This window comes from Paraburkholderia youngii, assembly GCF_013366925.1.
GTDB lineage: Bacteria > Pseudomonadota > Gammaproteobacteria > Burkholderiales > Burkholderiaceae > Paraburkholderia > Paraburkholderia youngii.
Window position 1 is genome coordinate 1,235,558 of sequence record NZ_JAALDK010000002.1, and the last position, 22,076, is coordinate 1,257,633.

The window sequence follows — 22,076 nt, forward strand, 5'->3', positions numbered from 1 at the left end:
GGCTGGACCCCGGCAAAAAACGACCGCGCCACGATCGTTCCAACACCGATCGCGGCGCAGCTCACTACTCGAATACGTCGACTACGGTAAGCACTCAGTCTTCGCGATCGAACTCCGGCAGCGGACGCGTTCCTTCAATCGCGACCGAATGCAGCAGTTCAGGCTTCAGATCGAGCAGACGCAAGATCGTCGGCGCGACCTGCGTGGTCAGCACTCGCTCGTCGTTGACCTTCCCGGCATGATGCGCATGAGGCACGTACATCACGAGACCGAGATGGCTGTCGTCGGGCGCGTTGCCGCCATGCTCCTCGTCCTTCGACTTGCTCGACGTATAGATGACGCCCGGGTTCGGCTGAACGATGATGTCGGGCGTGCGGCCGCGCGACGGATCGCCGAACCGGTTCGCCAGTTGCGGGCCGGACAGGATGTACGCCTGCGGACCGTCCGCGCAAATCCCCGGCGCGTTGCAGCTCAGATTGTCTTTCAGCGTCTTCACGACCGCGGCCGTCTGGCTTTGATCGCGCAGCCAGATCAGACCGACGTCGTCGGTCTGCACCATGCCGGTGCCGACGAGCCCGGTGCCATCGTTCAGGTTGCCGCTCGTCGTAGCGTTTTGCCCAAAAGCGCCGCCCGAATCCAGATAGTTGTTGGCTTCTAGCAGCTTGGTCAGCGTATCGCCGTTCTTCACCAGCTTCGAATGATCGGTCGGCGACTGGCCATGCTTCGCGGTCACGATGATCGCCGTCGACGAATAGAGATTGCGTTGCTTCAGTTCGGACACGATGCGTCCCAACGCGTCGTCGATATACGCGATCGCACCGGCCACCTGCGGACCCGGCGTGAAACTCGCATCCAGATAGCCGCCGCCCGACGCGACCGTGGCCTTCTGCGCGACGCTCAGCGTCTGGAAGTTGGCGCCGAACACCGTCGGCACCGCGACGTTCTTTTGACCGGTCGAATCCTTGCCATCGATTTCATGGATCAGCGATTGCACATGGTAGTTGTCGAACTTCTCCGTGTGCGTGTACGTGTCGAGATAGTTGCTATTGGTATCCGGATCGATCGAATTGATTTCGGTGCGCGCAAGATCGTCGACACCCGTGCCGGACGGTCCGTTGAGCCAGTCGTAGCCCCACGCGTGTTTATCGGCCCACGCGGTGCGCGCGCCGTTCACGTTGCCCTTGATCACTTCGAAGACCGTGTTGGTCTTCAGATAGTTGTGCGGATAGACGGGCGTGCAGACGCCATTGACGAGCGCATGCGGAATCGCCTGCGGATTGAACGCGCCGCCGCCGTCGAGATGGATCAGCGCGCCGCCGTTCTCGCCGTCGATGCCGGTCGTTTCATCGAACACGACATTCCAGCCGGTCGGGCCCGTGCAACTGGTATCGGACGGCGCATAGAGCGTGCGGTCGTAGGAGACGTCGTAGAACAGGCCCGCGGACTTCGGCGAGCCGCCGGTCACGAGTGCGGCGAGGCCCGGAAACGAATCCGACAGTCCCGGTGTATGCGCGTTCGTGTACGTGGTGCCTGACTTCGCGAGCAGCGCCAGATTGGGGCAGGTGTTCGCGCCGATGCAACGCGCGACGTCCTGCTCATGCAGACCATCGAAGCTGATCAGCAGCACATGCTTGACCGACGCGCGATCGCGATCGTGATCGCGGTCGTGATCGTGATCGTCGCCGGCGGTCGCGACTGCCGAGGACAGCCCGGCGAGCAGTGCGACGGCGGCGCACATTGCGCTTTGCTTACGCTTCCATTTCGTAATCGGTTTCATGTCTCGTCCTTTGCTTGACAACGAATTTGGGTAAAGCGGGACGAATTTGAACCGTAAAAAAAGTCATTTACGTGACCTTGGTTTTTTTATTTGGCGATACTGAAGTCTTAAGGTCTTGTTAAGGTCGGTGTGATCCGTTCGACGCGCGGGCGCTGTGAATCGGCTTCGATTCCGCGCGTGATCCGCGCGAGTCGTCAAGCATAAAAAACGGCACGGGTTATCGCAGTCCGTGCCGTTTCGTCGGTCGGTGGTCAAATGCCGCGAGGGCGTGGCGGAACAGGGACCGCCAAGCCGTGCCGGATTGCCGGGCAAATAACCCGCGCGAGTCCGCCTAATGAGCGGCCGGCTCCTGCGTGATGGAATCCACGCGGTCGGGGTAGAACGCGAGGTGTTCGCGGATCGACGCGACGGCGTCGTAAGGGTGCTCGTAGGTCCACACCGCGTTGGTGCCGCGCTCGCCGGCCGATGGAATCGAGAAGTAGGCACAATCGCCTTTGTATGGACAATAAGTCGCGTGCGCCGTGCGTTCGAGCCGGGTCATGTCCACGTCCTTGCGGGGGATGTACAGCACGGCCGGATAGCGGGCCTCGCGCAGCGTCAACGCATCGTGTGTATCGGCGATCACGTGGCCGCCAGCCATCACGATCACGCGCGCGCGGTGCTGCTCGATCGTGATCGGATGGTCCGGGCCGGGGATCTTGACGGGTTTGTCGTTCGGGACCGAATGGGTGGACATAACGATGCTCCGTGGGGAAGTGGGTGGTGTCCCTTGCCCGAGCGCCAAGGCAAGCGACTGAAGATATGCCCGTATTGCCGTACAACTTCACTTCGGGTATTTCTATACATACTAGCGCAGACCTTCCAGGTGCTGTGAGCGGCGCAACGCCCGCCGGAGTCGCATCGACTGCGTACACCTGTTTCAGTGCAGCGGAATCGCGACTTCGCGGAAGACGAACACAATTGGCCGACTGACAGGAGTGCATGATGCTCGTTGGATACGCCGTGGGTGAGCGTGCAAGTGAGCCTGCAAGTCAGTCTGCAATCTGGTCGTCGACAAATGGCGAGGTTGTTTGACTATGCCGGCACTTCGGAAGCGTTGGTCACTTCGCGCATTGGGCGCGGGTGCCGCTCTGCCTTTGAGCCTGCTGTCCTGCCCGTCGCAAGCGCAGGTCGTGCCGGGGCAATTGTCGAGCAATACCGTGATCGGCGGCAATGTAAAGCAGCACGCGGACGCTGTGCTCGCGATCATGAGCTACACGACGGTCCCGGACGTCACGACCAGCAACCTGTCGGTCAATAACGGCCTGACCGGTAATCCCGGCTTCGGGCAGACGCAATTCGGCGGCGGCTTCACGCTCAGCAGGTCGTTTCCGTTGTACATGGAGGGCACGCTCGCCTACAGCCGCTACGATCCGGTTTTCATCGCCACGGATGGCGCCCAGCAGCGTGCGGTGCCCACCAAGTGGAACACCTTCAGCGGCACGGTCGGCCTGGGCTGGGATTTCCGCATCACGGACGAACTGGCATTCCGTCCCATCCTGAACGGTACGATCGGGCGCGTGTCGAGTGACCTGAAGGTCGGGCAGACGCTGTACAATCACGTCACCGACAGCAACCTGCAGTTCCTCGAGAATGGCTCGCTCAATGCCTACGGCTATGGCGGCTCCCTGATGCTCGACTACGAGCACTACCGCGAAAACTACGAAATCGACGCGGAATTGCGGGCGACAGATATTTACCTGCGCAGTTTCGGCGGTTCATCGCAGGCCGTTCAGGGCTCGGCCACGGCCCAGCAAGTGAGCCTATGGACACGCTGGCGCGCGCCCACCGGCTGGCACGCACTGGACCGGCCAGTCCGCTATGTGCTCGAAGCCGCTTACTCACACTACTTCGGCGACAGCGCCGGGGTGCTGGGTTTCAACGACCTCACGTCGCTGGGAGTCGGCCTCGAACTCGATAGCAGCAGGTATCCCGTCATCGTCACCCGCACGCGCGCGTTGGTGCGCTACGTGTTCGGTCGCAACGTGCACGGCGTGTCGTTCGGATTCGCGATGAGTTTCTAGCGCGGACTGCTTTACCGGACTACACGAATGGCGCGGGTACCTGCCTTCGGCGCTACTTCGTCACCCCCTTCTTCGTCGCGAGATCCTGCGCCATCTTGTAGTGTTCCTCGATGGTAGGCAGCGCTTTTTGCGCGGCCTTCTTCAGATCAGCGTTCTGGCCATCGGAGATTTCTTTCTTGAATGCGCTCAGCGCGTCCTCGTGTCCCTGCATGCCGACCTTCTGGATATACGCCTGATCGAATGCCTTGCCATGCAGGCTCTTCAGCGAGTCCAGCACCGTGGTGTCGGAATTGTCCTTCGGCACCGCGACGCCGTGTGGCGCAGCCATCTTCAGTTGCATCGTGAGCTTCGTGTGATCGAGCATCATGTGATGCGCGAACGATTTCACATCCTTGTCGCTGGAGTTCTTCGTCGCGAGCTTGGCCGCGTCGATTTCGGTCGACGACGACATGCTCGCCGCCTGCACGAAGTCCTTGTCGGCCTGAGGCAGCGGATTGGCGCTCGTGGTCGAGGCGGCCTCGGTTTGCGCGCCGGCGATATGAGGGATAGCGGCAAGCCCACAGCAAAGTGCGGCAATGGCGGTAACGCGCTTCATGTTTTTCTCCTCTACGAAGTGGAACGGGATGAATCGAAGCGGGACGGATGACACGCTTCGATCGACAACCCGCAAGCGCCATACCATCGTCCACCGCGCGTCTGGAATGGTGGATGCTCGACGACGGAGGTCTGCACGGCGGAAGAACGACGGAGGCTCGCATGCGCATCGCGCAAGTGTCGACGCTCTACGAGCGCGCTCCGCCCGTCGCCTATGGCGGCACCGAGCGCGTCGTGTCGTGGCTGACCGAGGCGCTGGTCGAACTCGGCCATGAGGTCACGCTGTTCGCGAGCGGCGACTCGCTGACGCGCGCGCATCTCGTGTCCGTCTATCCGCGGCCCTACCGACTACACGAGCTTCCCGTTCGGCAGGCGGCTGGGCTGCCCGCACGTGACGACGCTGCATTGGCGGCTCGACATCCCCGGTCTGGAGGCGCTGTACCGCGAGTTTTGCGACGTACCGCTGGTATCGATCTCCGACGCGCAGCGCGCGCCGCTGCCGCGACTCGCGTGGCAGCGCACGGTCCATCACGGCCTGCCGCGCGACCTTCACACCTTCAGCCGCACGCCGTCCGACTACCTGGCATTCGTCGGCCGCATCGCGCCGACCAAGCGACCAGATCTCGCGATCGAGATCGCGGGCCGTGCGAACGCGCGGCTCGAAATCGCGGCCAAGATCGACGACGGCGATCGCGTCTACTACGAGCACGAGGTCGCATCGCTGATGCGGCAACCGCATGTGTGCTATCGCGGCGAGCTGGGTGGCCGTGACAAGGATCGCTTCATCGGCGCCGCGCGAGCGCTGCTGTTTCCGATCGACTGGCCCGAGCCGTTCGGGCTCGTGCTGGTCGAGGCGCTGGCGGCGGGCACACCGGTGATCGCATTCGACACGGCTCGGTCCGCGAGATCATCGACGACGGCGTGACCGGCTTCATCGTCGATAGTGTCGACGAGGCCGTCGATGCGGTGAACCGGATCGGCGAGCTGGACCGCGCGCGCTGTCGCGAAGCCTTCGAGCGGCGCTTCACCGCGGCACGCATGGCCGACGAGTACATCGAGGTGTACCGGAAGCTATTGGCGTCGGAGCGTTGAAGCGCAACGACGCCTGCGCGAGCGTGGATTTTTTCTAACGCGGCACGCCATTCTTGACCAACGCCATCGGCTCTGATGGCCACGGAGCATGGGACAGGTCCACGCGTCACGCGGCCGCCGGGTGCACGCGCGCAGCGGCCCGAGCGTATCGCGATCGGCGAGCACGAGTCGGGCAGACCGTTAGCGCGCGTCGCAGCGCGCAGCCCGGCGTCCTACAGGCACGCCGGATGCGAAGGCACGAGCATCCGCGCGTGCCCGAAGCGATGCCCGGCACGGATGTACAGCCGGAGCAGCAGCCGGTACGCGACACGCCGGACGTGCAAGCACCGGGCTCGGCGCCGCCGTGACGCGCCATTCCCGGCCAGCACTTGACCTTCCTTCCACGCAACCCATCAGGGGAACGAAATGACCAACTCCCGTTCGACCACGGGCGAGCGCCCGCTGAACCCGTTCATCGACGTGCAGAAAGCGCTGAAGGGCGCTTCCTATCCCGCCGACAAGGACAGCCTCATCGAAACCGCGAAAGCCAATGGCGCCGATGACGACGTGCTGCAACGGCTCCAGGATCTGCCCGACCAGCAGTATCAGAGCCCCGCCGAAGTCTCGAAGGGCGTCGGCAATGAATAGCCCGCAAACTGCATCGCCGCCCCAGCCAGGTCAAGGCTCACCCGCGACCCGTCCCCGCGTGCAGCGCGGCTCCCGGCCGCGCTCGCGGTGCCGGGCGTTGTCTTCGTCGTCGTTGGCGGGCTGCTCGCGATCGGCGGTATCCGGCTCGCGATGCTCGGCGGCTCGTGGTACTACCTGCTCGCCGGCATCGCGATCGCGGCGACCGGCGTGCTGATGTGGCTGCGCCGGCGGGCCGCGCTGTTCGTGTTCGCGATCGTGCTGTTCGCATCGACGATCTGGGCGGCGGTCGAGGCGCGCTTCGATTTCTGGCAATTGCTGCCACGTCTTTGGGTGTGGGTCGTGCTCGCGATCTGGCTGCTGCTGCCACCGGTGAGCAAGCGGCTCGCGCTCGGGCCACCCGCCGCGCCGCGCGAAGGCATGGCGCATCGAGACCGGCGACAAAGCCGGTCCGGGCGACCCGACCGAAACCACCTACGAAGACACGCCGATCGACCTATGCCGACAGCAACGGCAAGCAAGATGTGCTGGTGATAGCGGGCGAATATGGCTCGCTCGGCACGAAGCAGCGCGACTCCGTGGTCGCCTATACGTTGCCGTAATCGCGCCGCGGTAATCACACTGCCAGCGCGCGCCCGGCTCAATGCGTGGCCGCGCGCAGCAGAAGCTTCAACACACCCGCCACCGTCGCGACCCCGACGACGCCGGCGAGCCACAGGCCGGCGAACCACGCAAGGCGGCGCCACATGTCAGTGGTACCCCTCGCCCGCGCGCATCTTTCCCTTGAACACCGAGTACGCATACACGGTATAGCCGAGAATCATCGGCACCGTGATCGCGGCGCCGACCAGCAGAAACAGCAGGCTCGCATGCGGCGCTGCCGCCGCGCGGAACGAAATCGACGGTGGCGCGAGGTTCGGATAAAGACTGATCAGAAGCCCCGCGTAGCACAGCACGAAGATGCCGTACGCAAACAGCAGCGGCAACAGATGGCGGCGCGCAGACAGGCTGCGGAAAAATCCGAAGGCCAGCAGCACGACCAGCACCGGTACCCAGGCGGTGAACAGCAGGTCCGGCCAACGGAACCAGCGCGCCGTCAGCGAGTTGGGCAGCATCGGCGTCCATAGCGTGACCACCACGATCAGCGCGAGCACGGTGACGGCCATCGTGCGCGCGTGTCGCCGGCAACGCTCGTGCAACGGACCTTCGGTGCGCCAGATCAGCCAGCACGAGCCAAGCAGCGTGTAACCGGCCATCACCGCGAGACCGCACAGGATCGTGAAGCCGGTCAGCCAGTCCCACCAGCCGCCCACATACGAGAACCCCGAGACCTTGATACCTTGCAGCAGGCCGCCGAGCACGAGCCCCTGGCACAGCGCCGCGAGCGCCGAGCTGCCGAAGAACGCGGCGTCCCACCATGCGCGGCCGCGACCTATCGCGCGAAAGCGGAATTCGAAAGCGACGCCGCGGAACACCAGCGCGAGCAGCATCGCGATGATCGGCGGATAGAGCGCCGGCAGAATCACGCCGTAGGCAAGCGGAAACACCGCGAACAAGCCGCCGCCGCCGAGCACGAGCCACGTCTCGTTGCCGTCCCATACCGGTGCGATCGAATTCACCATCACGTCGCGGTCTTCGCGGTGGTGCTCGACCGCGAACAGGATGCCGACGCCGAGATCGAAGCCGTCGAGCAGCACGTATGCGAGCACCGCGAACGCGAGGATCGCGGCCCATACCAAAGCGAGATCAAACGTTCCTGTCGTCATCGGCGTGACTCCCCGGAGTTGATGGGACGGACGGTGCCTGTGCTGGGCCCGGTGTGATGCCGGCGCTGCGATGCGGCTTGTCCTTCGCGGGGCCGGGCGTGTCGAGCGTGGGCGTCGCCGCCATCAGCCGGAACAGAAAGACCACGGCTGCGCCGAAGACGATCGCGTACACCACACCGAAGCTCGCGAGCGATACCGCGACGCCGGGCGCGGCGATCGGTGACACACTGTCGGCCGTCCGCAGCAGACCGTACACCGTGTACGGCTGCCGGCCGACTTCGGTGACGGTCCAGCCGCACAGCAACGCGATCAGACCAGCCGGGCCCATCGCGACCATGATCCGCTGCATCCAGCGCGCTTCGTACAGGGTCCTTCGATAGCGCAACGCGAGACTGCCCAGGCCGAGCAGCGCCATCAGGATGCCGAGTCCGACCATCACGCGAAACGCCCAGAACACGACCGGCGAGAACGGGCGCTCGGACGGCGGGAACGATTTGAGGCCGGCGATCGAGCCGTCCCAGGTGTGCGTCAGAATCAGCGCGCCGAGATGCGGTACTTCGAGCGCATAGTCGGTCGTCTCCGTGCGCATGTTCGGGAACCCGAACAGAATCAACGGCTGACCGGGACGCGCGAGCCAGTCGCCTTCGAGCGCGGCGATTTTGGCCGGCTGGTGCTTGAGCGTGTTGATACCGTGCTGGTCACCGACCACCATCTGGATCGGCGCGACGATGCAGGCCATCCATAGCGCCATCGACACCATCAGGCGCGCGCAGACATTGCGCGAATCGCCGAGCAGATGCCTGGCGCCGACCGCGCCGACGAGGAACGCGACGCTCAGATACGCGGCCAGCACCATGTGTAAGAGCCGGAACGGAAATGACGGGTTGAAGATGATGCGCAACCAGTCGGCCGGAAAGAAGCGTCCGTCGACGATCGCATAGCCCTGCGGTGTCTGCATCCACGAATTGACGGCGAGAATCCAAAACGCGCTCATTAGCGTGCCGATCGCGACGAGCACGGTCGCGAGAAAGTGCAGACGCGGGCCGACGCGTTTCATGCCGAACAGCATCACGCCGAGAAAGCCCGACTCGAGAAAGAAAGCGGTCAATACTTCGTAGCCCATCAGCGGCCCGACGATCGGACCCGCACGAAACGCAAAGCCCGCCCAGTTGGTGCCGAACTGATACGACATCACGAGCCCCGACACGACGCCAATGCCGAACACGACCGCGAAGATCGTCAGCCAGTAGCGGTAGACGGCGAGATATACGGGCTTGTGGGTGACGAGCCATGCGCCTTCGAGCACGGCGAGGTAGCTCGCGAGACCGATCGACAGCGCCGGAAAGATGATGTGGAAAGCAATCGTGAAGCCGAATTGCATTCGCGCGAGGGTCACGGCATCGATGGGAATAGACATCATCGTTCCTCGGGGCAGGCTGGCGGCAGCTCCGCCGCTTCGACACGACCCGCAGCAAGCCCCATACCGTTGGGCGCGGGTCGTGAGGTATAGCGCTTGCTGAGCGGACCCATGAATCGATCGAAGGAGTCGAGCACCATGCGATTTTTTGCGCTCGCGACCGACTACGACAACACGCTCGCCACCGACGGCCAGGTCGCCGATTCGACGTGGGCAGCGCTCGAACGCCTGCGCGCGTCGGGCCGTCACGCGATCCTCGTCAGCGGACGCGAGCTCGACGACCTGCTCGCGATCTGCCCGCGCATCGAGCTGTTTTCGCGCGTGGTCGCGGAAAACGGTGGCGTGCTGTATTGCCCGGCCGATGGCGCGCGCCGTCTGCTCGCACCCGCACCGCCGGAAAATTTCGTCGCGGAGTTACGTCGGCGCGCGCCCAACGCTTTCAGTGTCAGCCAGACTTTGGTCGCGACGATGAAGCCCCATGAGCATGTCGCGCTCGATGTGATTCGCGACCTTGGGCTCGAGTTGCGGATCATCTTCAACGGCGACGCGGTGATGATCGTGGCGCCGGGCGTGTCGAAGGCGAGCGGCCTGAGCGCGGCGCTCGCCGATCTCGAACTGTCGCCGCTGAACGTGGCCGGTATCGGCGACGCGGAAAACGACCATGCGCTGCTCGACGCGTGCGGCCTCGCGGCGACTGTCGCGAACGCCTTGCCGGAGTTGCAGAAGCACGCCGCTATCGTGACGGGCGGCGTCGCGGGCGCGGGCGTCGCCGAACTGATCGACGCACTCGTCGCCGACGATCTGCGCAGCATCGCCGATGCGTCGCCGCGCAATCGCATCGTGCTCGGCCCTCGTCGTGATGCGCCGGACAGCGAGCCGCTGTCGTTGCCCGCGTACGGCAGCGTCGTGCTGCTCGTCGGTGAATCGGGCTGCGGCAAGTCCACCGCGACGGCAGGCCTGCTCGAACGGCTCGCGGGCGCGGGCTGCCAGATGTGCATCGTCGATCCTGAAGGCGACTATGACAATGACGATGCGACCTTCGTGCTCGGCGATGCGGGCAATGCACCGTCGATCGACGAGGCGATGCAGTTGCTGCGCCGTCCGGCGCGGCCCGCCATCGCGCTCAATCTGCTGCGGGTGCCGCCGTCGGATCGGCCGCTGTTCTGCGCGAATCTGCTGTTGCAGGTGCAGCGTCTGCGCACGCGCACCGGGCGGCCGCACTGGCTCGTGTTCGAAGAGGCGCATCACGTGTTTCCCGCGCAATGGGCCGGCGCGAACCAGGCGATTCCGGATGCGCTGGAAACGGCGCTGGCGGTCACCGTGTCGCCGGAGCAGTTATCGCCGGTGTTGCTGCAGCAGGTCGGCACCGTGCTCGCGATGGGCGACGGCGCGCATGCGGCCTTGCAGCGCTTTGCGGCGGCAAGTGGACGTGATGCGCCAGCGTCGAGCGGCGACGGGGCGCAACTCGCCAAAGGCGACGCGCTGTTATGGCGCGTCAGCGCCGCCGCGCCGCCGCAGCTCGTGCGGCTCGAGCCCGGCCGCAAGGAAAAGCGCCGGCATCGTCGCAAGTACGCTGAGGGGCTGCTGATTCCCGAGCGCAGCTTTTACTTTCGCGGCGAGCACAACGCGCTGAACCTGCGCGCGCACAACCTCGTGCTGTTCATCGAGATTGCCGAGGGTGTCGATGCGGCGACATGGCAGTTTCATCGCCAGCGTGGCGACTATTCGCGCTGGTTCGAACAGCAGATCGGCGACGCGGACCTGGCCGACGAAGCACGCGGCATCGAGCAGGACAGCGCGCTCGATGCCGCGCAAAGCCTCGCGCGCATCCGCGCGGCGATCCACGCGCGCTACACCCAACCGGAGAATCCTTCGCTGCCCGCGGTGTTGACAGGCTCGCCGCAAAGTCGCGACGAGCCCGACCCGCGTCGGTCCGACACGGATCAGCGGCCGTGAGGCGGGGATTGCAACGCGACGCGCGCGCGGTCCGCGCCAGGCACGCGCAATGCGCATCTCCGCTCAAAACGGTCCGATGCAACGGACCGAAGGAGCCGAACATGCGTGTGCAGGCGATAGAGATGGCCGACTTCCTCGTAAGCTGGACCGTCATCAGAGATTCGGAAGGTGCTTTCCAATGGATCGTGCTCGTGACCGAGCGGGGCGGCGGACATGGCACGGTCTTCGAGCGACGCGGGACGTGTGGCCACGTGTCGTGGGGCGACGCGCAGGACATCGCGGCCGAGAATGCGCGCCGCGTCGCGGCCACGCTCGTCGACCCGGGCACGCTCCACAAGACGAAACAGCGGCGCGCGCGGACGCCGTCGGCGCCCGGCGCGAATCGTTGATGCCAGCTTGCGCCAGTCGTTCGCGCATCTGCTACTCATATTGACGCTGCGTCCGTGCCGCGCGACGCGACCTCGGCAGGCTGCGCCGCAACGCGAGCAATAAGGTCGATCCCAGTAGCAGCGTGGCGATCGGAAACGTACCCGCCGCATTCACCGCAATGTTCATCGGACGCTCTCCGAGCAACTGCATCCGGCGGCGCGTCATCGCGGCGCCGAGCGACTGCAGTTCGTTTTTCAGCACGCGCTCGGCGTCGGGCAGCAGGATGGTTTCCTCGTCGGCGACGTGATGGGCGACTTCGCGGATCAGTTGAAGAAACAGCCCGTCGTACGCGGCGTTTTCGGGGCCCATTGCGCGCAGCTTTGCGATCGTCGCGCGCATCTCGTCGTGCTCGGAACGACTTTTGGTCAGTGTCTCGTCGTTGCCCAGCGCGCGGTCTAGCGCCGGGTAGAAAATTTCTTCCTCCAGTTGCGCGTGGATTTCAAGCGCATCGCACACGCCGTTGACGATCGCGCGTTTTCGCCACCACGGCGTGGACGCGTGGTATCGGTGCGAAGCGGCGAGCACGTGCATATGGTCGAGGCGGATCATCGACGTAATCGACGGCGACAACGATGAGGCGTCATTGGACATGGTGTTTCTCCACGAAAAGGGTGCTCGCGGATACCGCATGCGCCATTCCTGATGCCCCACAATGGGTCAAGCGTGCGCCAGCGCCCGCTAGCGGAGCTCTTTGCTGCTCGACAGTGCGCTCAAGGCGGAGTCCGTGGCGTCCGCTGCACGGGCGAACAGGTCGTCGACGATTCGGCGCGCCGCGCTATATCCGCCCATCAACGCATCGGCCTCGGTGTCGAATGGCCGTCCGCCGGCAATGTCGAAGCGCAGCGGCGAGAACGTGGCAATCGCGGCACCCGCCTGATAGATGTGAACCACCGCCGCATAGCGCGTGCGTACCGCCGCGCGCCCGGCGGGGCGCAACGTGAAGTCCGCCTCGACGATCACCTCGATCGTGAACCCGTGGTATTCGTAGGTCCGCATCATCATGTCCTTCGTCGCGTAAGTGTGTGATCGCGCCGGTGCGCGCCGATCATGCACGACGGCCACGGCGCTCGCTGCGTGCTTCGAGCGTGGCGAGCCGCGCGAGCAGCAGGCGCGCTTGCGGTTGCAGCGCCGGCGGCAGTTCGGCATTGGCCTCGATGCGCGCGCGCCAGTAAGCGGGCGTTGCAACTACCGTGCCCTGCCAGTCGACGCAGTCGCGGTGAACGAGTTGTTCGAGCCGCTGGACCATCGTGCTGATGTGCTTCAGTTCGTTGGCGGCGTCGTTATAGTTGCGCGCGGCATTCACAGGTTCTCTCCGGTTTGTTGTTAGTCGTTGTCGTGAGTCAGCGTTTCGACCCTACCGCGTCGCTCGCTCGGCGCGCCTGTACCGCCTCAACGTTTTCGCATCAGGGTCTGGAGCAACGATTCGCCGTGGTTCGTCACACGCGGACGATGCGCGCCTGACGGTGCGCTTTCGAGCGCGACCAGTTGGCGCTCGAGCAGCGCGTCGAATTCTTCGCGCTCTATATCGGTGTAATCCGGCGATGCCTTCACAAGCATAAAAACCGCAAATTCATGAGGGCTCAGCATGGTCTTTCCTTGAGCAGTCAATTTTTCACGGAACGTACGTTTGTCGCGTTGTCGACAGTAAGTCGTACCGGTCTGGCGACGTGTCGGAAAACGCCGGAATCAGCATACGCTGGCAACCGCAAGAAGGTGCATAGAGGCGTATGTCCGAAACTCTGACGTTGCGGACAGCCATGCTGGGGCGCGCGGCCCCGCCTTCGCGCGAATTCGAAGAAACCCGTTCGCGACCGATTTGGCGTAGCGTAGTCAATGTGAATGGCGGTTGAAGGAGGGCGCAATGCCTGACGTCCGACGAGGCTGCCCTCGCGCCATCGATGCGCGGGAGCGCGAAAATTCCGCGAGGTGCGATCCGAACCGCGACGCGGCGCGCGCTGCGAAAAACCGTCGCACGGCGGCGCTGCGCACAGCGCTCGTCATGACATTCGCGATCGCCGCGACGGCCGCGTGCGCGACGCCGCCCGAAGCCGGCACGGCGCAGCCTTCGGGTCAACCGACCTGCAACGTGGCCGGCAAGTTCTGCAACACGTTTTTCGGACCTTGACGATACCCGCGGCAGCGACTTGAGCGATCACCCGAGCTCGTTGCTGCGCGGGACTTCGCTGCCTATTTCGGCGCCGGTCGTCGGATCGCTCGAGGGGTCGGATCGCAGACGCGTGGCCATCGCGGTAACCGCGGCTTGCTGTTGCGCTTCGAGGCTCACCGACGCATTGCCGTCGCCGCCATCCACCGCCGGCTCACCAGTCCGTATCGTGAGACCGGTGCCGCTGTTCCACGGTGTGTTGATCACCGCTCCGTCGTGCGACATCTTGTAGTAGACGCTCGCGAATTCCTGTCTCGGCGGCAGCTTGCCCGGCGGGAAACTGGGCGTGATCGCATACAGCGCCTTCTCGAACGACTTCTGATGCGCGACTTCGCGGGTCATCAGAAAGCCGAGCGCCTCGCGCACGCCGGCATCGTCGGTGACGTTGATCAGCCGTTCATAGATGATCTTCGCGCGCGCTTCGGCGGCGATGTTGGAGCGCAGGTCCGCAGTCGGCTCACCGATCGTGTCGATGTACGCGGCACTCCACGGTACGCCGCCGGAGTTCGTCAGCGGCGGTCCGCCGCCGTATAGCACCTGCGTAAGGTGGCTGTCGTTGCCCGCGCCGTTGAGCTTGCGATACAGATCGGCTTGCTGCTCGACCGCTTCGGCGAGTTCCCCTTTCGCGCCGCGATTCAACATCGCGACGATCGAGCCGATGATCTCGAGATGGCTCAGCTCTTCGGTGGCGATGTCGAACAGCATGTCCTTGCGCCCGGGGTCTTCTTCCGCAACGGCCTGCGTGAAGTAGCGCATCGCGGCGGCCAGTTCGCCTTGCGGACCGCCGAACTGCTCCAGCATCAGATTCGCAAGCCCGGGATTGGTCGTGCCGACGCGAACCGTGTATTGCAGCCTTTTGTTGTGCATGAACATCGTGACCTCCATTGGAGTTGGTACTTGGGTCTTCGATCCGCCGTGCCACGCGTGCGGAGCGCCGTTCGTCGCGAGCGGCGCGTGGATCGCCTCGCATGCCGTGTTCCTGGCCGGCTCTCGCATCGCGTCGTTGGCCGGCCCGCGATGGCGTGCGCAGTGGCCGATGGCGTCTACCCCATGCCGCGCGCTGATCGTCATCGGCATGTCCGTGGCCTTTGGCATATGGACAGCCGGCATCGGTTGGAGCAGCATGGTCGCCCGGATAGGCTTGAAGCAGCGGACGAATGCCCCAGGAACTTGCATGTGAGCGAGGCACTCGACTCAGATATCCGCGCTGCTGCGCGCACGAGCGAGGTAACCAGTCGTCCTACTGCAGGAGGAAAGAAATGCTGACGCAGAAAACCAAGGACATCGTAAAAGCGACGGCCCCGGTTCTGGCCGCGCACGGCTATACGATCATTCAACGTTTCTACAGACGGCTCTTCGAAGCGCATCCCGAACTGAAAAACGTTTTCAACATGGCGCATCAGGAGCAGGGGCAGCAGCAGGAAGCGCTCGCGCGCGCCGTGTACGCATACGCCGAGAACATCGAGGACCCCGGCAGTCTCGCCGCGGTGCTGCGCAATATCGCCAACAAGCACGCGAGCCTCGACGTGAAAGCGGAGCACTATCCGATCGTCGGCGAACATCTGCTGGGCGCGATCAAGGACGTGCTCGGCGACGCCGCGACCGACGACATCATCTCCGCGTGGGCGCAGGCATACGGCAATCTCGCGGACGTGCTGATGGGCATGGAGTCCGAATTGCGCGAAACGCGCGCGGCGCAGCCAGGCGGCTGGACCGGATGGCGCACGTTCGTCGTCAAGGAGAAGCGGCCCGAGAGCAGCGTGATCACGTCGTTCATCCTCGAACCGAAGGATGGACAGCCGGTCGCCAACTTCGAGCCGGGACAGTACATCGGCATTGCCGTCGATGTGCCCGCGCTCGGCCTGCAGCAGATCCGGCAATACAGTTTGTCCGACCTGCCGAACGGCCATAGCTATCGGATCTCGGTCAAGCGCGAGAGCGGCGAGGCCGGGCGGCCGGCGGGCTATGTGTCCTCGCTGCTGCACGATCACGTGAACGTCGGCGACGAGGTGAAGCTGGCAGCGCCGTACGGTACGTTCTACATCGATGTCCATGCGAAGACGCCGATCGTACTGATCAGCGGCGGCGTCGGTCTGACGCCGATGGTCAGCATGTTGAAGCGCGCAATTCAGGACCCGCAGCGGCGCGTGGTGTTCATTCATGGTGCACGCAACGGCGCGGTGCACGCGATGCGTGACCGTCTGCAGCAGACCGCCGCCACCCAGCCGAACTTCCGCGCGATCGTGTTCTATGACGCGCCGCTCGATACCGACGTGCAGGGCCGCGACTACGACAACGCCGGTTTCATCGACCTCGGCAAGCTGCGCGACGAGATCCTGTTGCCCGGCGCCGACTACTACATCTGCGGTCCGGTTCCATTCATGCGGCTACAGCACGACGCATTGAAAAACCTGGACATTCACGAGTCGAAGATTCACTACGAGGTGTTCGGACCAGATCTGTTCGCTGAATGACGCATACGGCGCGTTCCGCGCAACAGTTGCCGCGGAAGCGTCAAGCAGGAATGCAGTTCCCAAGACGGGGAGTGCGGCATGAGAGTGCACCATCTGAACTGCATTTCGACCTGCCCGTTGTGCGGCATGCTGTTCAACGGGCAACCCGAATCGTTGATTCGCCGCGGGCATCTGGTCTGCCATTGTCTGCTCGTCGAAAGTTCGGCGGGGCTCGTGCTCGTCGATACCGGTTTCGGTCTGCGCGATGTCGCCGATCCCTATTCGCGCCTCGGCAAATTCTTTCTGAGGCTGCTGAAGCCCGAGTTCCGGAATGAAATGACGGCGATCAGGCAGATCGAGCGGCTTGGTTTCGACCCGGCCGAGGTGCGCCATATCGTCATGACGCACCTCGATTCCGATCACGCGGGCGGCCTCGATGACTTTCCGCACGCGACCGTGCACATGCTCGCGAGCGAGCGTCAGTACGCGGCACAGCAGAAGACCTGGCTCGACCGGCAGCGCTTCAGGCCGCAGCAGTGGTCGTATCAGAACATGTGGCGCGTGCATTCGCCGCAATACACCGAGCGCTGGGAAGGCTTCGCGAAGGTGCATCCGATCGAGGAACTCGCGAGTGAGATCGCACTAGTGCCGCTACGAGGCCATACCTATGGTCAAGCGGGCGTCGCGGTGAACGGCGACGGCGGCTGGTTGCTGCTCGCAGGCGACGCCTATTTCGACAACGGCGAGCTCGACCCGGTGCGTCCGCATTGCGCGCCCGGGTTGCGCTTCTATCAGTGGATGCTCGAAAAGGACCGCGCGGCACGACTGTACAACCAGCGCCGACTGCGCGATCTGGCGAAGCGGGCGAGTCCCGCGCTGAGGATTTTTTGCAGCCACGAGGTCGACGAATTCGAGCGGCTCGCGGGCCGTTCAGTGGCGGTGCCGGCGGAGCAGATGGCAGGATGATGGTGCGCGACGCGTTTCGCGTGGAGAACTGTCCGCGATGCAGGGCTTACGGACAGACTGCGGTGCGGACCGGTTTCCTATACTCGATTTGTCCTCCGCTTGGACTCGTGGGGACAGCGTTCTCAAATGCGCTTGTGGCGACCATGCCGGTCAAAGGCTGGTCGCTTTTTTTGCGCGCGCAGTCTTCATCGATCCGGCCGCCGCAGCAGCGCGGCCGCGAGCAGGCCGGCGCCGAGCACCAGGTAGACGTTGCCGAGCGAGCGACGCGACAGGTGCGCCTCGAATCCCGGCGTGAGCCGGTTGGGCACCACCTTGTAGTCGACCACGTACGCGCTTGCCACCGTCGCGGCGGCGGCTAGCGCGGCGGCGCCGGGCCGTCGTGACGGGACAGGGCCGGCCATCCGGTCAACGAGTTGCTCGAACAGGAATGCCCAGAAGATGGCGGCCGCCTGATGGATCGCGAAGCCGGTCACCGTATGGCGGATGCTGAAGCCGCGTTCGCGCAACGCGCGTTGCGGCCACATGGAGTGGGTGACCGCATTGATCGGCGCGAGCGGGCTGCCCGATGCGTCCGCGGATGCCGCCGAGGCCGTCGCCGCCGACAGGCACCCGGACAACAGCCCCGATGGGACGGCCCGGCGTAGCGTCGCACAGACGGCCTGATACCACGGCGAACCGATTTTGTACTCGCGCATTTTCATGGCAGCGCTCCAGTGCGGGGGCGCAAACGCACGCCCGATGATCGCGGACAGAGGTATGCGCAAGGAGCAGCATGTCGCGTTCCGCACGGACGGGACAGCGCATCGGCCGGGGCCGACTGCGCCGATTCCCTCGCCAGGTCAGAGTCAGTGCCTTAGCTGCAAGTGAAACTACTCGCCGAGTTCACGTCTCCACTCGTGTAGCGGGCCACCTTCGGGTAGGCGCACAGCGGACGCGTGCGCCCGGCACCCCAGCTAGTCGGCACTTCGCTATTCGGAATCGCGTTGCTGGTGTCGCGAGCCGTTGCGATGACCTGGTTCGGTGCTTGCCCCTGCTCGACCCATGCCACCATGGGCGTCAGCATGTCGAACTGATCGGCCGTCGGACCGCCGCTGCAGTGGTTCATCCCCGCTACCGTGAAGAGCCGAGCGAAATTGCTTGCGTCTCCGCCACTAGCCGTCGATAGGCGTTGATACCAGTCGGTCGTATCGTTCGACGAGAACACCGGATCGCTCGTTCCGTGATAGACGATCAACTTCGCGCCCCGGCTCCGCAGACCGCTCAGATCGGTCTCGTTCGGCGGGGTCATGAATGACCACGAAGACTCGGAATAGATCCCGCTCGTGGCGAAGATCTTCGGCGCATCATTGTCCATGCTGAAGTTCAGACCGTAGGCACCCATCGAACCGAGGATCGAAGCGCTTTGCGGCGGCGACGTAAACACGAAGGCTGCCGCGGCCGGATCAAGGCTGATGGAATTGCCTTGCTTCCACGCGGCCCAGCCTGATCCGTTGATACCGACATCATAAGGAAAGCTCGCATAGAGCGCCGTGCCGGCGCTGTTTTTCGCCCCGGAGAAAATATTTCCAACCGCCTGCTTTTGAGCCGCCGTAAGACAGCTGCCGTCGCGCCCATTGCTCGAACACGTCGGTACGTCGGTGGCCAGATTGAAGTTCGCCTGGCACGCTTTGATGTCCTGGACCATTCCGTCCGCCACACCATCGAGCGAATCACACTTCGCGATGATCTTCGATGCGATCAGCTGCCTTTCAGTAGTCGTCAAGCCGGTGGTGATATCGGCAATGCCGGACGAGGTCGTCGCGGTCGCGACGGTGGCGAGCTGTTGCGCGCTCCACAACTCCCCGATCGCTGCCTTGGGCAAATGAAAGCCGGGGTCACCGGCAATGATGCCGTCGTAATCCGCGAACGATCTGGCTGCCGCCACCATCGCATGACGGCCGCCGTTCGAGCAGCCTTCGAAGTAGCTGCGGTCGGGGCCCTTGCCATAGGCCAACCTGATCACCTGCTTGGCCATCGGCGTGAGCGTAGCGACGGCGTTATAGCCATAGTCGAGACGCGCCTGGGGATCGAGACCGAACAACGGGTTTTGCGACCCGGAATGACCTGCATCCGAACTGATCACGGCGAAGCCCATGTTCAGCGCGTTGTTCAGCGGGCCCCCGCCACTGAGCACTCCCGTCGCCGGCGTCACATTGCCGTCGAGACCACCGTTGGCCTGATAGAAAAAGCGGCCATTCCACGCAATTGGCAGCCGCATTTCAAAACCGATCGCATAAGTCCGGCCGTCAACGGCGCTCGTGCGTTGATTCATTTTTCCTTCGATCACGCAATGTTCGGGGACGGACTTTCCCGCCACCGTGAGCGTTCCGGCCGGCACGTCGGTGACTGAGGTAAAGGTCGTGTTGGCAAACGTCAACCTGGCGGCGAGCGCGGCGCAGTCTCCCGACAGCGTCGCGGGTTGTGCGGCGGAGAGCCGAGGCAATTGCGTCGCACTGGTGGAGAGGGAGTCGGAACCGCCGCCGCAGGCCGCCAGCATCGCGGACACGGCCGATACGCATACAGCAATTGAAGTTCGTTTCATTTTCGACCCGTATCAGAACATGTGTTTGATGCCGACCATCACGCCCGTTTGACCCATGCCCGCGCCTGGCGTGGTCCCGCCACCGCCGCCGCTCACCGAATAGCGCGCCTTCGCACTGTTCGCCAGATACGCTGCCTGCGCATAGACCGACGAACGCTTGCTCAGCAGATAGGTGGTGCGTAACGTTCCCATCGTGGCGCGGGTATCGTGGTCGCTATTGATGATGCGAAACACTTCGCCATCGAGGAGGAATGCAGGCGTGACCATGTACGAAGCGCCGAGGAAGAACAGGTCCGAACGGATATTGGGCACGCTTGGCGACTGGGTCACTACGCGGCGTCCAATCCAACCGGCGCCGATCTTCGCGCCTGCGTACTGCGCATAGGCGCTCAGTTGCGTACGGGCGTCCTTGTCCGCGGCGTTGATCAGAGGTGTCGGCGCAACACCGTCGAAGAAGTTGGCGGCTGCCGTCGCGCCGCCGCGTTGCTCCTCGTACGACGCGGCAGCGCCGAAATATTGCGAGTCGTACTTGAGCATTGCGGACCAGTCGCGACATTCCGTGGCGTGGCCTGGAACGGAGCCGGTACAGGTTCCTTGTCCCGGCGAGTTGCCGGTACCCGCAGCGTCCCGTCCGAATGAATAACCCACGCCCAACGTAAAGCCTTTGTACGAGCCGAGATAGGTGATCGAGTTGTCGGTGCGCGCGTTGGGCACATAGGCATCCAGCGAGCCCATGCCGTAGATGTCCGGACCGATGATGTCGGCGCCCTGGACCGCGAGATAGGTCATCGTGTACTGACGGCCGAACGCGAGCGTTCCATACGGGCTCTTCACGCCGATGAACGCCTGGCGTCCAAACAGCCTGCCGCCCTGTCCGGAACTGCCATCGCGCAGGTTGAAGCCGCTTTCGAGAGTGAACACAGCGCTGTAGCCGCCGCCTAGATCTTCGTTGCCACGCAGCCCCCAGCGCGATGGGAACTCACCGGTAACGGATGGCATGCGAACGACGCTGTCGCCGTTCGCGTTCGCGTGTGAGACATACTCGATCCCTGTGTCAACGATGCCGTACAACGTGACGCTCGATTGCGCCGAGGCTCCTGCGCTCAGCGCGCAGAGCGCACCGAACATGAGGACGTGAGTCGACTTCAATTGCATGGTGATATCTCCGGACCTGTTGTTTGCTTTTTTTGTTGAGCTGCGGTTGTGGATCTTGGGTACGACCTGGTCTTTCGCTCGGAGCCGGCGCAGCGGCCTGAGTGCGACAATTAAATATCAGGTAGGCTGATATTATGGTTAAAAATTAAGCGCGTCCTGAAAACGCGCCCGTCCGTCCGTCGTGATGTTCTGTATTTGATATCAGGTACCCTGACAACGCAAGCGCGAAGTATTCGGTAGATTCCCCTAGTTCCCCCGCACAACCCTGCGTCCGAGTAAGCTTTTAGTCCGTTGGTAGCGCGTATCTTCCATCTCGTAGAGTTGGAGCGGGAATGCAGGATGCGACGGCCACGGAGCGCCAGGTCGGAAGTGAGGGCGCAAGCTTGCGGGGAATTTCGGCACTGACGCGGGTATTTTTGCAGGCCGTTTCGTGGACGCTGGAGTTATGCAAACAACACACGAATCGGCTTGGGCCCAGTAAGGAGCAAACAGGATGTTGCCATGAGTAATTTGACTACTAGCGTGGCACGACGCGTCGTATTTGCCATTGCGGGGTTCTGGGTATACAGCGGCGCCGCCAGCGCTGCTTGCCCGGCATACGTGGAACTGTCTTCCGGCACGGTCTTCGATCTGGCGAAGCTGATTGCAGACAATGGGTCACCGTCGGCGGCGCTGGAAAAAGCTCGCGCCGATCTGGCGCAAGTGAGCCGCGCCGGTGAGTGTTCAACGATCGAGCACACCCGTCGCCACGCAGAGTGCGTGGAAATCGTCGAAGCGACCCACAGAGCGGTAGCTGCTTTGGAACGTTGTTCCCGGTAGTTCGCCTCGACGCGTGATCCGGTCCGAGCACCGGCATTCGACTACCCTAGGGTCCGGCGCACTACGCTTCTCTGGTGTCAAAGATCAGAAGACACCTTCGCGGGAGTTCAAGCTCCGCAATCGTCGTACCTCGACGCAAGCCGCGACAAGGCCGAGTTGACGACAGCAGCGAGAACGTACACGCGCAGTGATGTCTTTCTTTTATCAGCGGCGGCGCGGT

Annotated in this window: 23 protein-coding genes and 1 pseudogene; 10 read left to right on the top strand and 14 right to left on the bottom strand. The window is 63.7% G+C overall.

Going from position 1 to position 22,076, the window contains the following annotated elements; translation table 11 throughout:
* Positions 1–94: 94 nt before the first annotated feature.
* Both G5S42_RS36995 and G5S42_RS37000 read right to left on the bottom strand, forming a co-directional pair.
* Entirely contained in the window at positions 95–1,777 is a 1,683-nt protein-coding gene (locus tag G5S42_RS36995) for an alkaline phosphatase family protein (protein WP_176111659.1), read from the bottom strand.
* Positions 1,778–2,108: 331 nt separating this feature from the next.
* Positions 2,109–2,513, bottom strand: a complete 405-nt coding sequence (locus tag G5S42_RS37000) for a DUF427 domain-containing protein (RefSeq protein ID WP_176111660.1) — start codon at positions 2,511–2,513, stop codon at positions 2,109–2,111.
* Positions 2,514–2,853: 340 nt separating this feature from the next.
* Here G5S42_RS37000 and G5S42_RS37005 point away from each other — a divergent pair, with 340 nt between their 5' ends.
* Positions 2,854–3,840, top strand: coding sequence for a hypothetical protein (locus tag G5S42_RS37005; protein WP_176111661.1), 987 nt, complete (start codon positions 2,854–2,856; stop codon positions 3,838–3,840).
* A gap of 52 nt (positions 3,841–3,892) precedes the next feature.
* Here G5S42_RS37005 and G5S42_RS37010 read toward each other — a convergent pair whose 3' ends face one another.
* Positions 3,893–4,435 (bottom strand): DUF4142 domain-containing protein, encoded by a 543-nt coding sequence (locus G5S42_RS37010; protein ID WP_176111662.1) that lies wholly within the window; start codon positions 4,433–4,435, stop codon positions 3,893–3,895.
* A gap of 161 nt (positions 4,436–4,596) precedes the next feature.
* Here G5S42_RS37010 and G5S42_RS37015 point away from each other — a divergent pair.
* The 3 genes and pseudogenes from G5S42_RS37015 (at position 4,597) to G5S42_RS37025 (ending at position 6,684) form a co-directional block, all read left to right on the top strand.
* Positions 4,597–5,526: pseudogene (locus tag G5S42_RS37015) on the top strand (glycosyltransferase family 4 protein).
* 405 nt (positions 5,527–5,931) lie between these two features.
* A complete protein-coding gene (locus G5S42_RS37020) occupies positions 5,932–6,153 on the top strand; it encodes a DUF2795 domain-containing protein (RefSeq protein ID WP_176111663.1) in 222 nt (73 codons plus the stop codon).
* 87 nt (positions 6,154–6,240) lie between these two features.
* The gene (locus tag G5S42_RS37025) at positions 6,241–6,684 is read left to right on the top strand and encodes a hypothetical protein (protein ID WP_176111664.1); all 444 of its coding nucleotides are present in this window, start codon (positions 6,241–6,243) and stop codon (positions 6,682–6,684) included.
* A 106-nt stretch (positions 6,685–6,790) separates the two neighbouring features.
* Here the strand turns inward: G5S42_RS37025 and G5S42_RS37030 are convergent, their stop codons facing one another.
* The 3 genes from G5S42_RS37030 to G5S42_RS37040 are packed head-to-tail and all read right to left on the bottom strand — an operon-like array spanning position 6,791 to position 9,333.
* The gene (locus tag G5S42_RS37030) at positions 6,791–6,898 is read right to left on the bottom strand and encodes a hypothetical protein (RefSeq protein WP_176111665.1); all 108 of its coding nucleotides are present in this window, start codon (positions 6,896–6,898) and stop codon (positions 6,791–6,793) included.
* Between the two features lies 1 nt (position 6,899).
* Positions 6,900–7,916 (bottom strand): cytochrome d ubiquinol oxidase subunit II, encoded by a 1,017-nt coding sequence (cydB, locus tag G5S42_RS37035; protein ID WP_176111666.1) that lies wholly within the window; start codon positions 7,914–7,916, stop codon positions 6,900–6,902.
* Positions 7,897–9,333: a cytochrome ubiquinol oxidase subunit I gene (locus G5S42_RS37040; RefSeq protein WP_176111667.1), complete on the bottom strand. Its 1,437-nt coding sequence runs from the start codon at positions 9,331–9,333 to the stop codon at positions 7,897–7,899. Before G5S42_RS37040 ends, cydB begins: the two co-directional genes overlap by 20 nt.
* A gap of 138 nt (positions 9,334–9,471) precedes the next feature.
* Here G5S42_RS37040 and G5S42_RS37045 point away from each other — a divergent pair, with 138 nt between their 5' ends.
* Positions 9,472–11,289 carry an HAD family hydrolase gene (locus G5S42_RS37045; RefSeq protein WP_176111668.1) on the top strand — a complete coding sequence of 606 codons (1,818 nt, stop codon included), beginning with the start codon at positions 9,472–9,474 and terminating at the stop codon, positions 11,287–11,289.
* 101 nt (positions 11,290–11,390) lie between these two features.
* On the top strand, positions 11,391–11,678 hold the full coding sequence (locus G5S42_RS37050) for a hypothetical protein (RefSeq protein ID WP_176111669.1): 288 nt from the start codon (positions 11,391–11,393) through the stop codon (positions 11,676–11,678).
* A 31-nt stretch (positions 11,679–11,709) separates the two neighbouring features.
* Here the strand turns inward: G5S42_RS37050 and G5S42_RS37055 are convergent, their stop codons facing one another.
* The 4 genes from G5S42_RS37055 to G5S42_RS37070 form a co-directional block, all read right to left on the bottom strand.
* Positions 11,710–12,309, bottom strand: a complete 600-nt coding sequence (locus tag G5S42_RS37055) for a hemerythrin domain-containing protein (RefSeq protein WP_176111670.1) — start codon at positions 12,307–12,309, stop codon at positions 11,710–11,712.
* An 87-nt stretch (positions 12,310–12,396) separates the two neighbouring features.
* Positions 12,397–12,714 carry a hypothetical protein gene (locus G5S42_RS37060; protein ID WP_176111671.1) on the bottom strand — a complete coding sequence of 106 codons (318 nt, stop codon included), beginning with the start codon at positions 12,712–12,714 and terminating at the stop codon, positions 12,397–12,399.
* A gap of 49 nt (positions 12,715–12,763) precedes the next feature.
* Entirely contained in the window at positions 12,764–13,021 is a 258-nt protein-coding gene (locus tag G5S42_RS37065; RefSeq protein ID WP_176111672.1) for a hypothetical protein, read from the bottom strand.
* 86 nt (positions 13,022–13,107) lie between these two features.
* Positions 13,108–13,305 carry a hypothetical protein gene (locus G5S42_RS37070; protein ID WP_176111673.1) on the bottom strand — a complete coding sequence of 66 codons (198 nt, stop codon included), beginning with the start codon at positions 13,303–13,305 and terminating at the stop codon, positions 13,108–13,110.
* A gap of 274 nt (positions 13,306–13,579) precedes the next feature.
* On the opposite strand from G5S42_RS37070, the gene G5S42_RS37075 reads away from it, so the two are divergent.
* Positions 13,580–13,843, top strand: a complete 264-nt coding sequence (locus G5S42_RS37075; RefSeq protein ID WP_176111674.1) for a hypothetical protein — start codon at positions 13,580–13,582, stop codon at positions 13,841–13,843.
* A gap of 27 nt (positions 13,844–13,870) precedes the next feature.
* Here G5S42_RS37075 and G5S42_RS37080 read toward each other — a convergent pair whose 3' ends face one another.
* The gene (locus G5S42_RS37080) at positions 13,871–14,755 is read right to left on the bottom strand and encodes a manganese catalase family protein (protein ID WP_176112007.1); all 885 of its coding nucleotides are present in this window, start codon (positions 14,753–14,755) and stop codon (positions 13,871–13,873) included.
* 386 nt (positions 14,756–15,141) lie between these two features.
* On the opposite strand from G5S42_RS37080, the gene hmpA reads away from it, so the two are divergent.
* The gene (gene hmpA, locus G5S42_RS37085; RefSeq protein ID WP_176111675.1) at positions 15,142–16,356 is read left to right on the top strand and encodes an NO-inducible flavohemoprotein; all 1,215 of its coding nucleotides are present in this window, start codon (positions 15,142–15,144) and stop codon (positions 16,354–16,356) included.
* A gap of 78 nt (positions 16,357–16,434) precedes the next feature.
* On the top strand, positions 16,435–17,301 hold the full coding sequence (locus G5S42_RS37090) for an MBL fold metallo-hydrolase (RefSeq protein WP_176111676.1): 867 nt from the start codon (positions 16,435–16,437) through the stop codon (positions 17,299–17,301).
* A 185-nt stretch (positions 17,302–17,486) separates the two neighbouring features.
* Here G5S42_RS37090 and G5S42_RS37095 read toward each other — a convergent pair whose 3' ends face one another.
* The 3 genes from G5S42_RS37095 to G5S42_RS37105 form a co-directional block, all read right to left on the bottom strand.
* A complete protein-coding gene (locus tag G5S42_RS37095) occupies positions 17,487–18,002 on the bottom strand; it encodes a hypothetical protein (protein WP_176111677.1) in 516 nt (171 codons plus the stop codon).
* Between the two features lie 152 nt (positions 18,003–18,154).
* Positions 18,155–19,882: a tannase/feruloyl esterase family alpha/beta hydrolase gene (locus G5S42_RS37100; RefSeq protein ID WP_176111678.1), complete on the bottom strand. Its 1,728-nt coding sequence runs from the start codon at positions 19,880–19,882 to the stop codon at positions 18,155–18,157.
* A gap of 12 nt (positions 19,883–19,894) precedes the next feature.
* Positions 19,895–21,037 (bottom strand): porin, encoded by a 1,143-nt coding sequence (locus tag G5S42_RS37105; protein ID WP_176111679.1) that lies wholly within the window; start codon positions 21,035–21,037, stop codon positions 19,895–19,897.
* Positions 21,038–21,538: 501 nt separating this feature from the next.
* Here G5S42_RS37105 and G5S42_RS37110 point away from each other — a divergent pair.
* The gene (locus tag G5S42_RS37110; protein ID WP_176111680.1) at positions 21,539–21,856 is read left to right on the top strand and encodes a hypothetical protein; all 318 of its coding nucleotides are present in this window, start codon (positions 21,539–21,541) and stop codon (positions 21,854–21,856) included.
* The last annotated feature ends 220 nt before the right edge of the window (positions 21,857–22,076 follow it).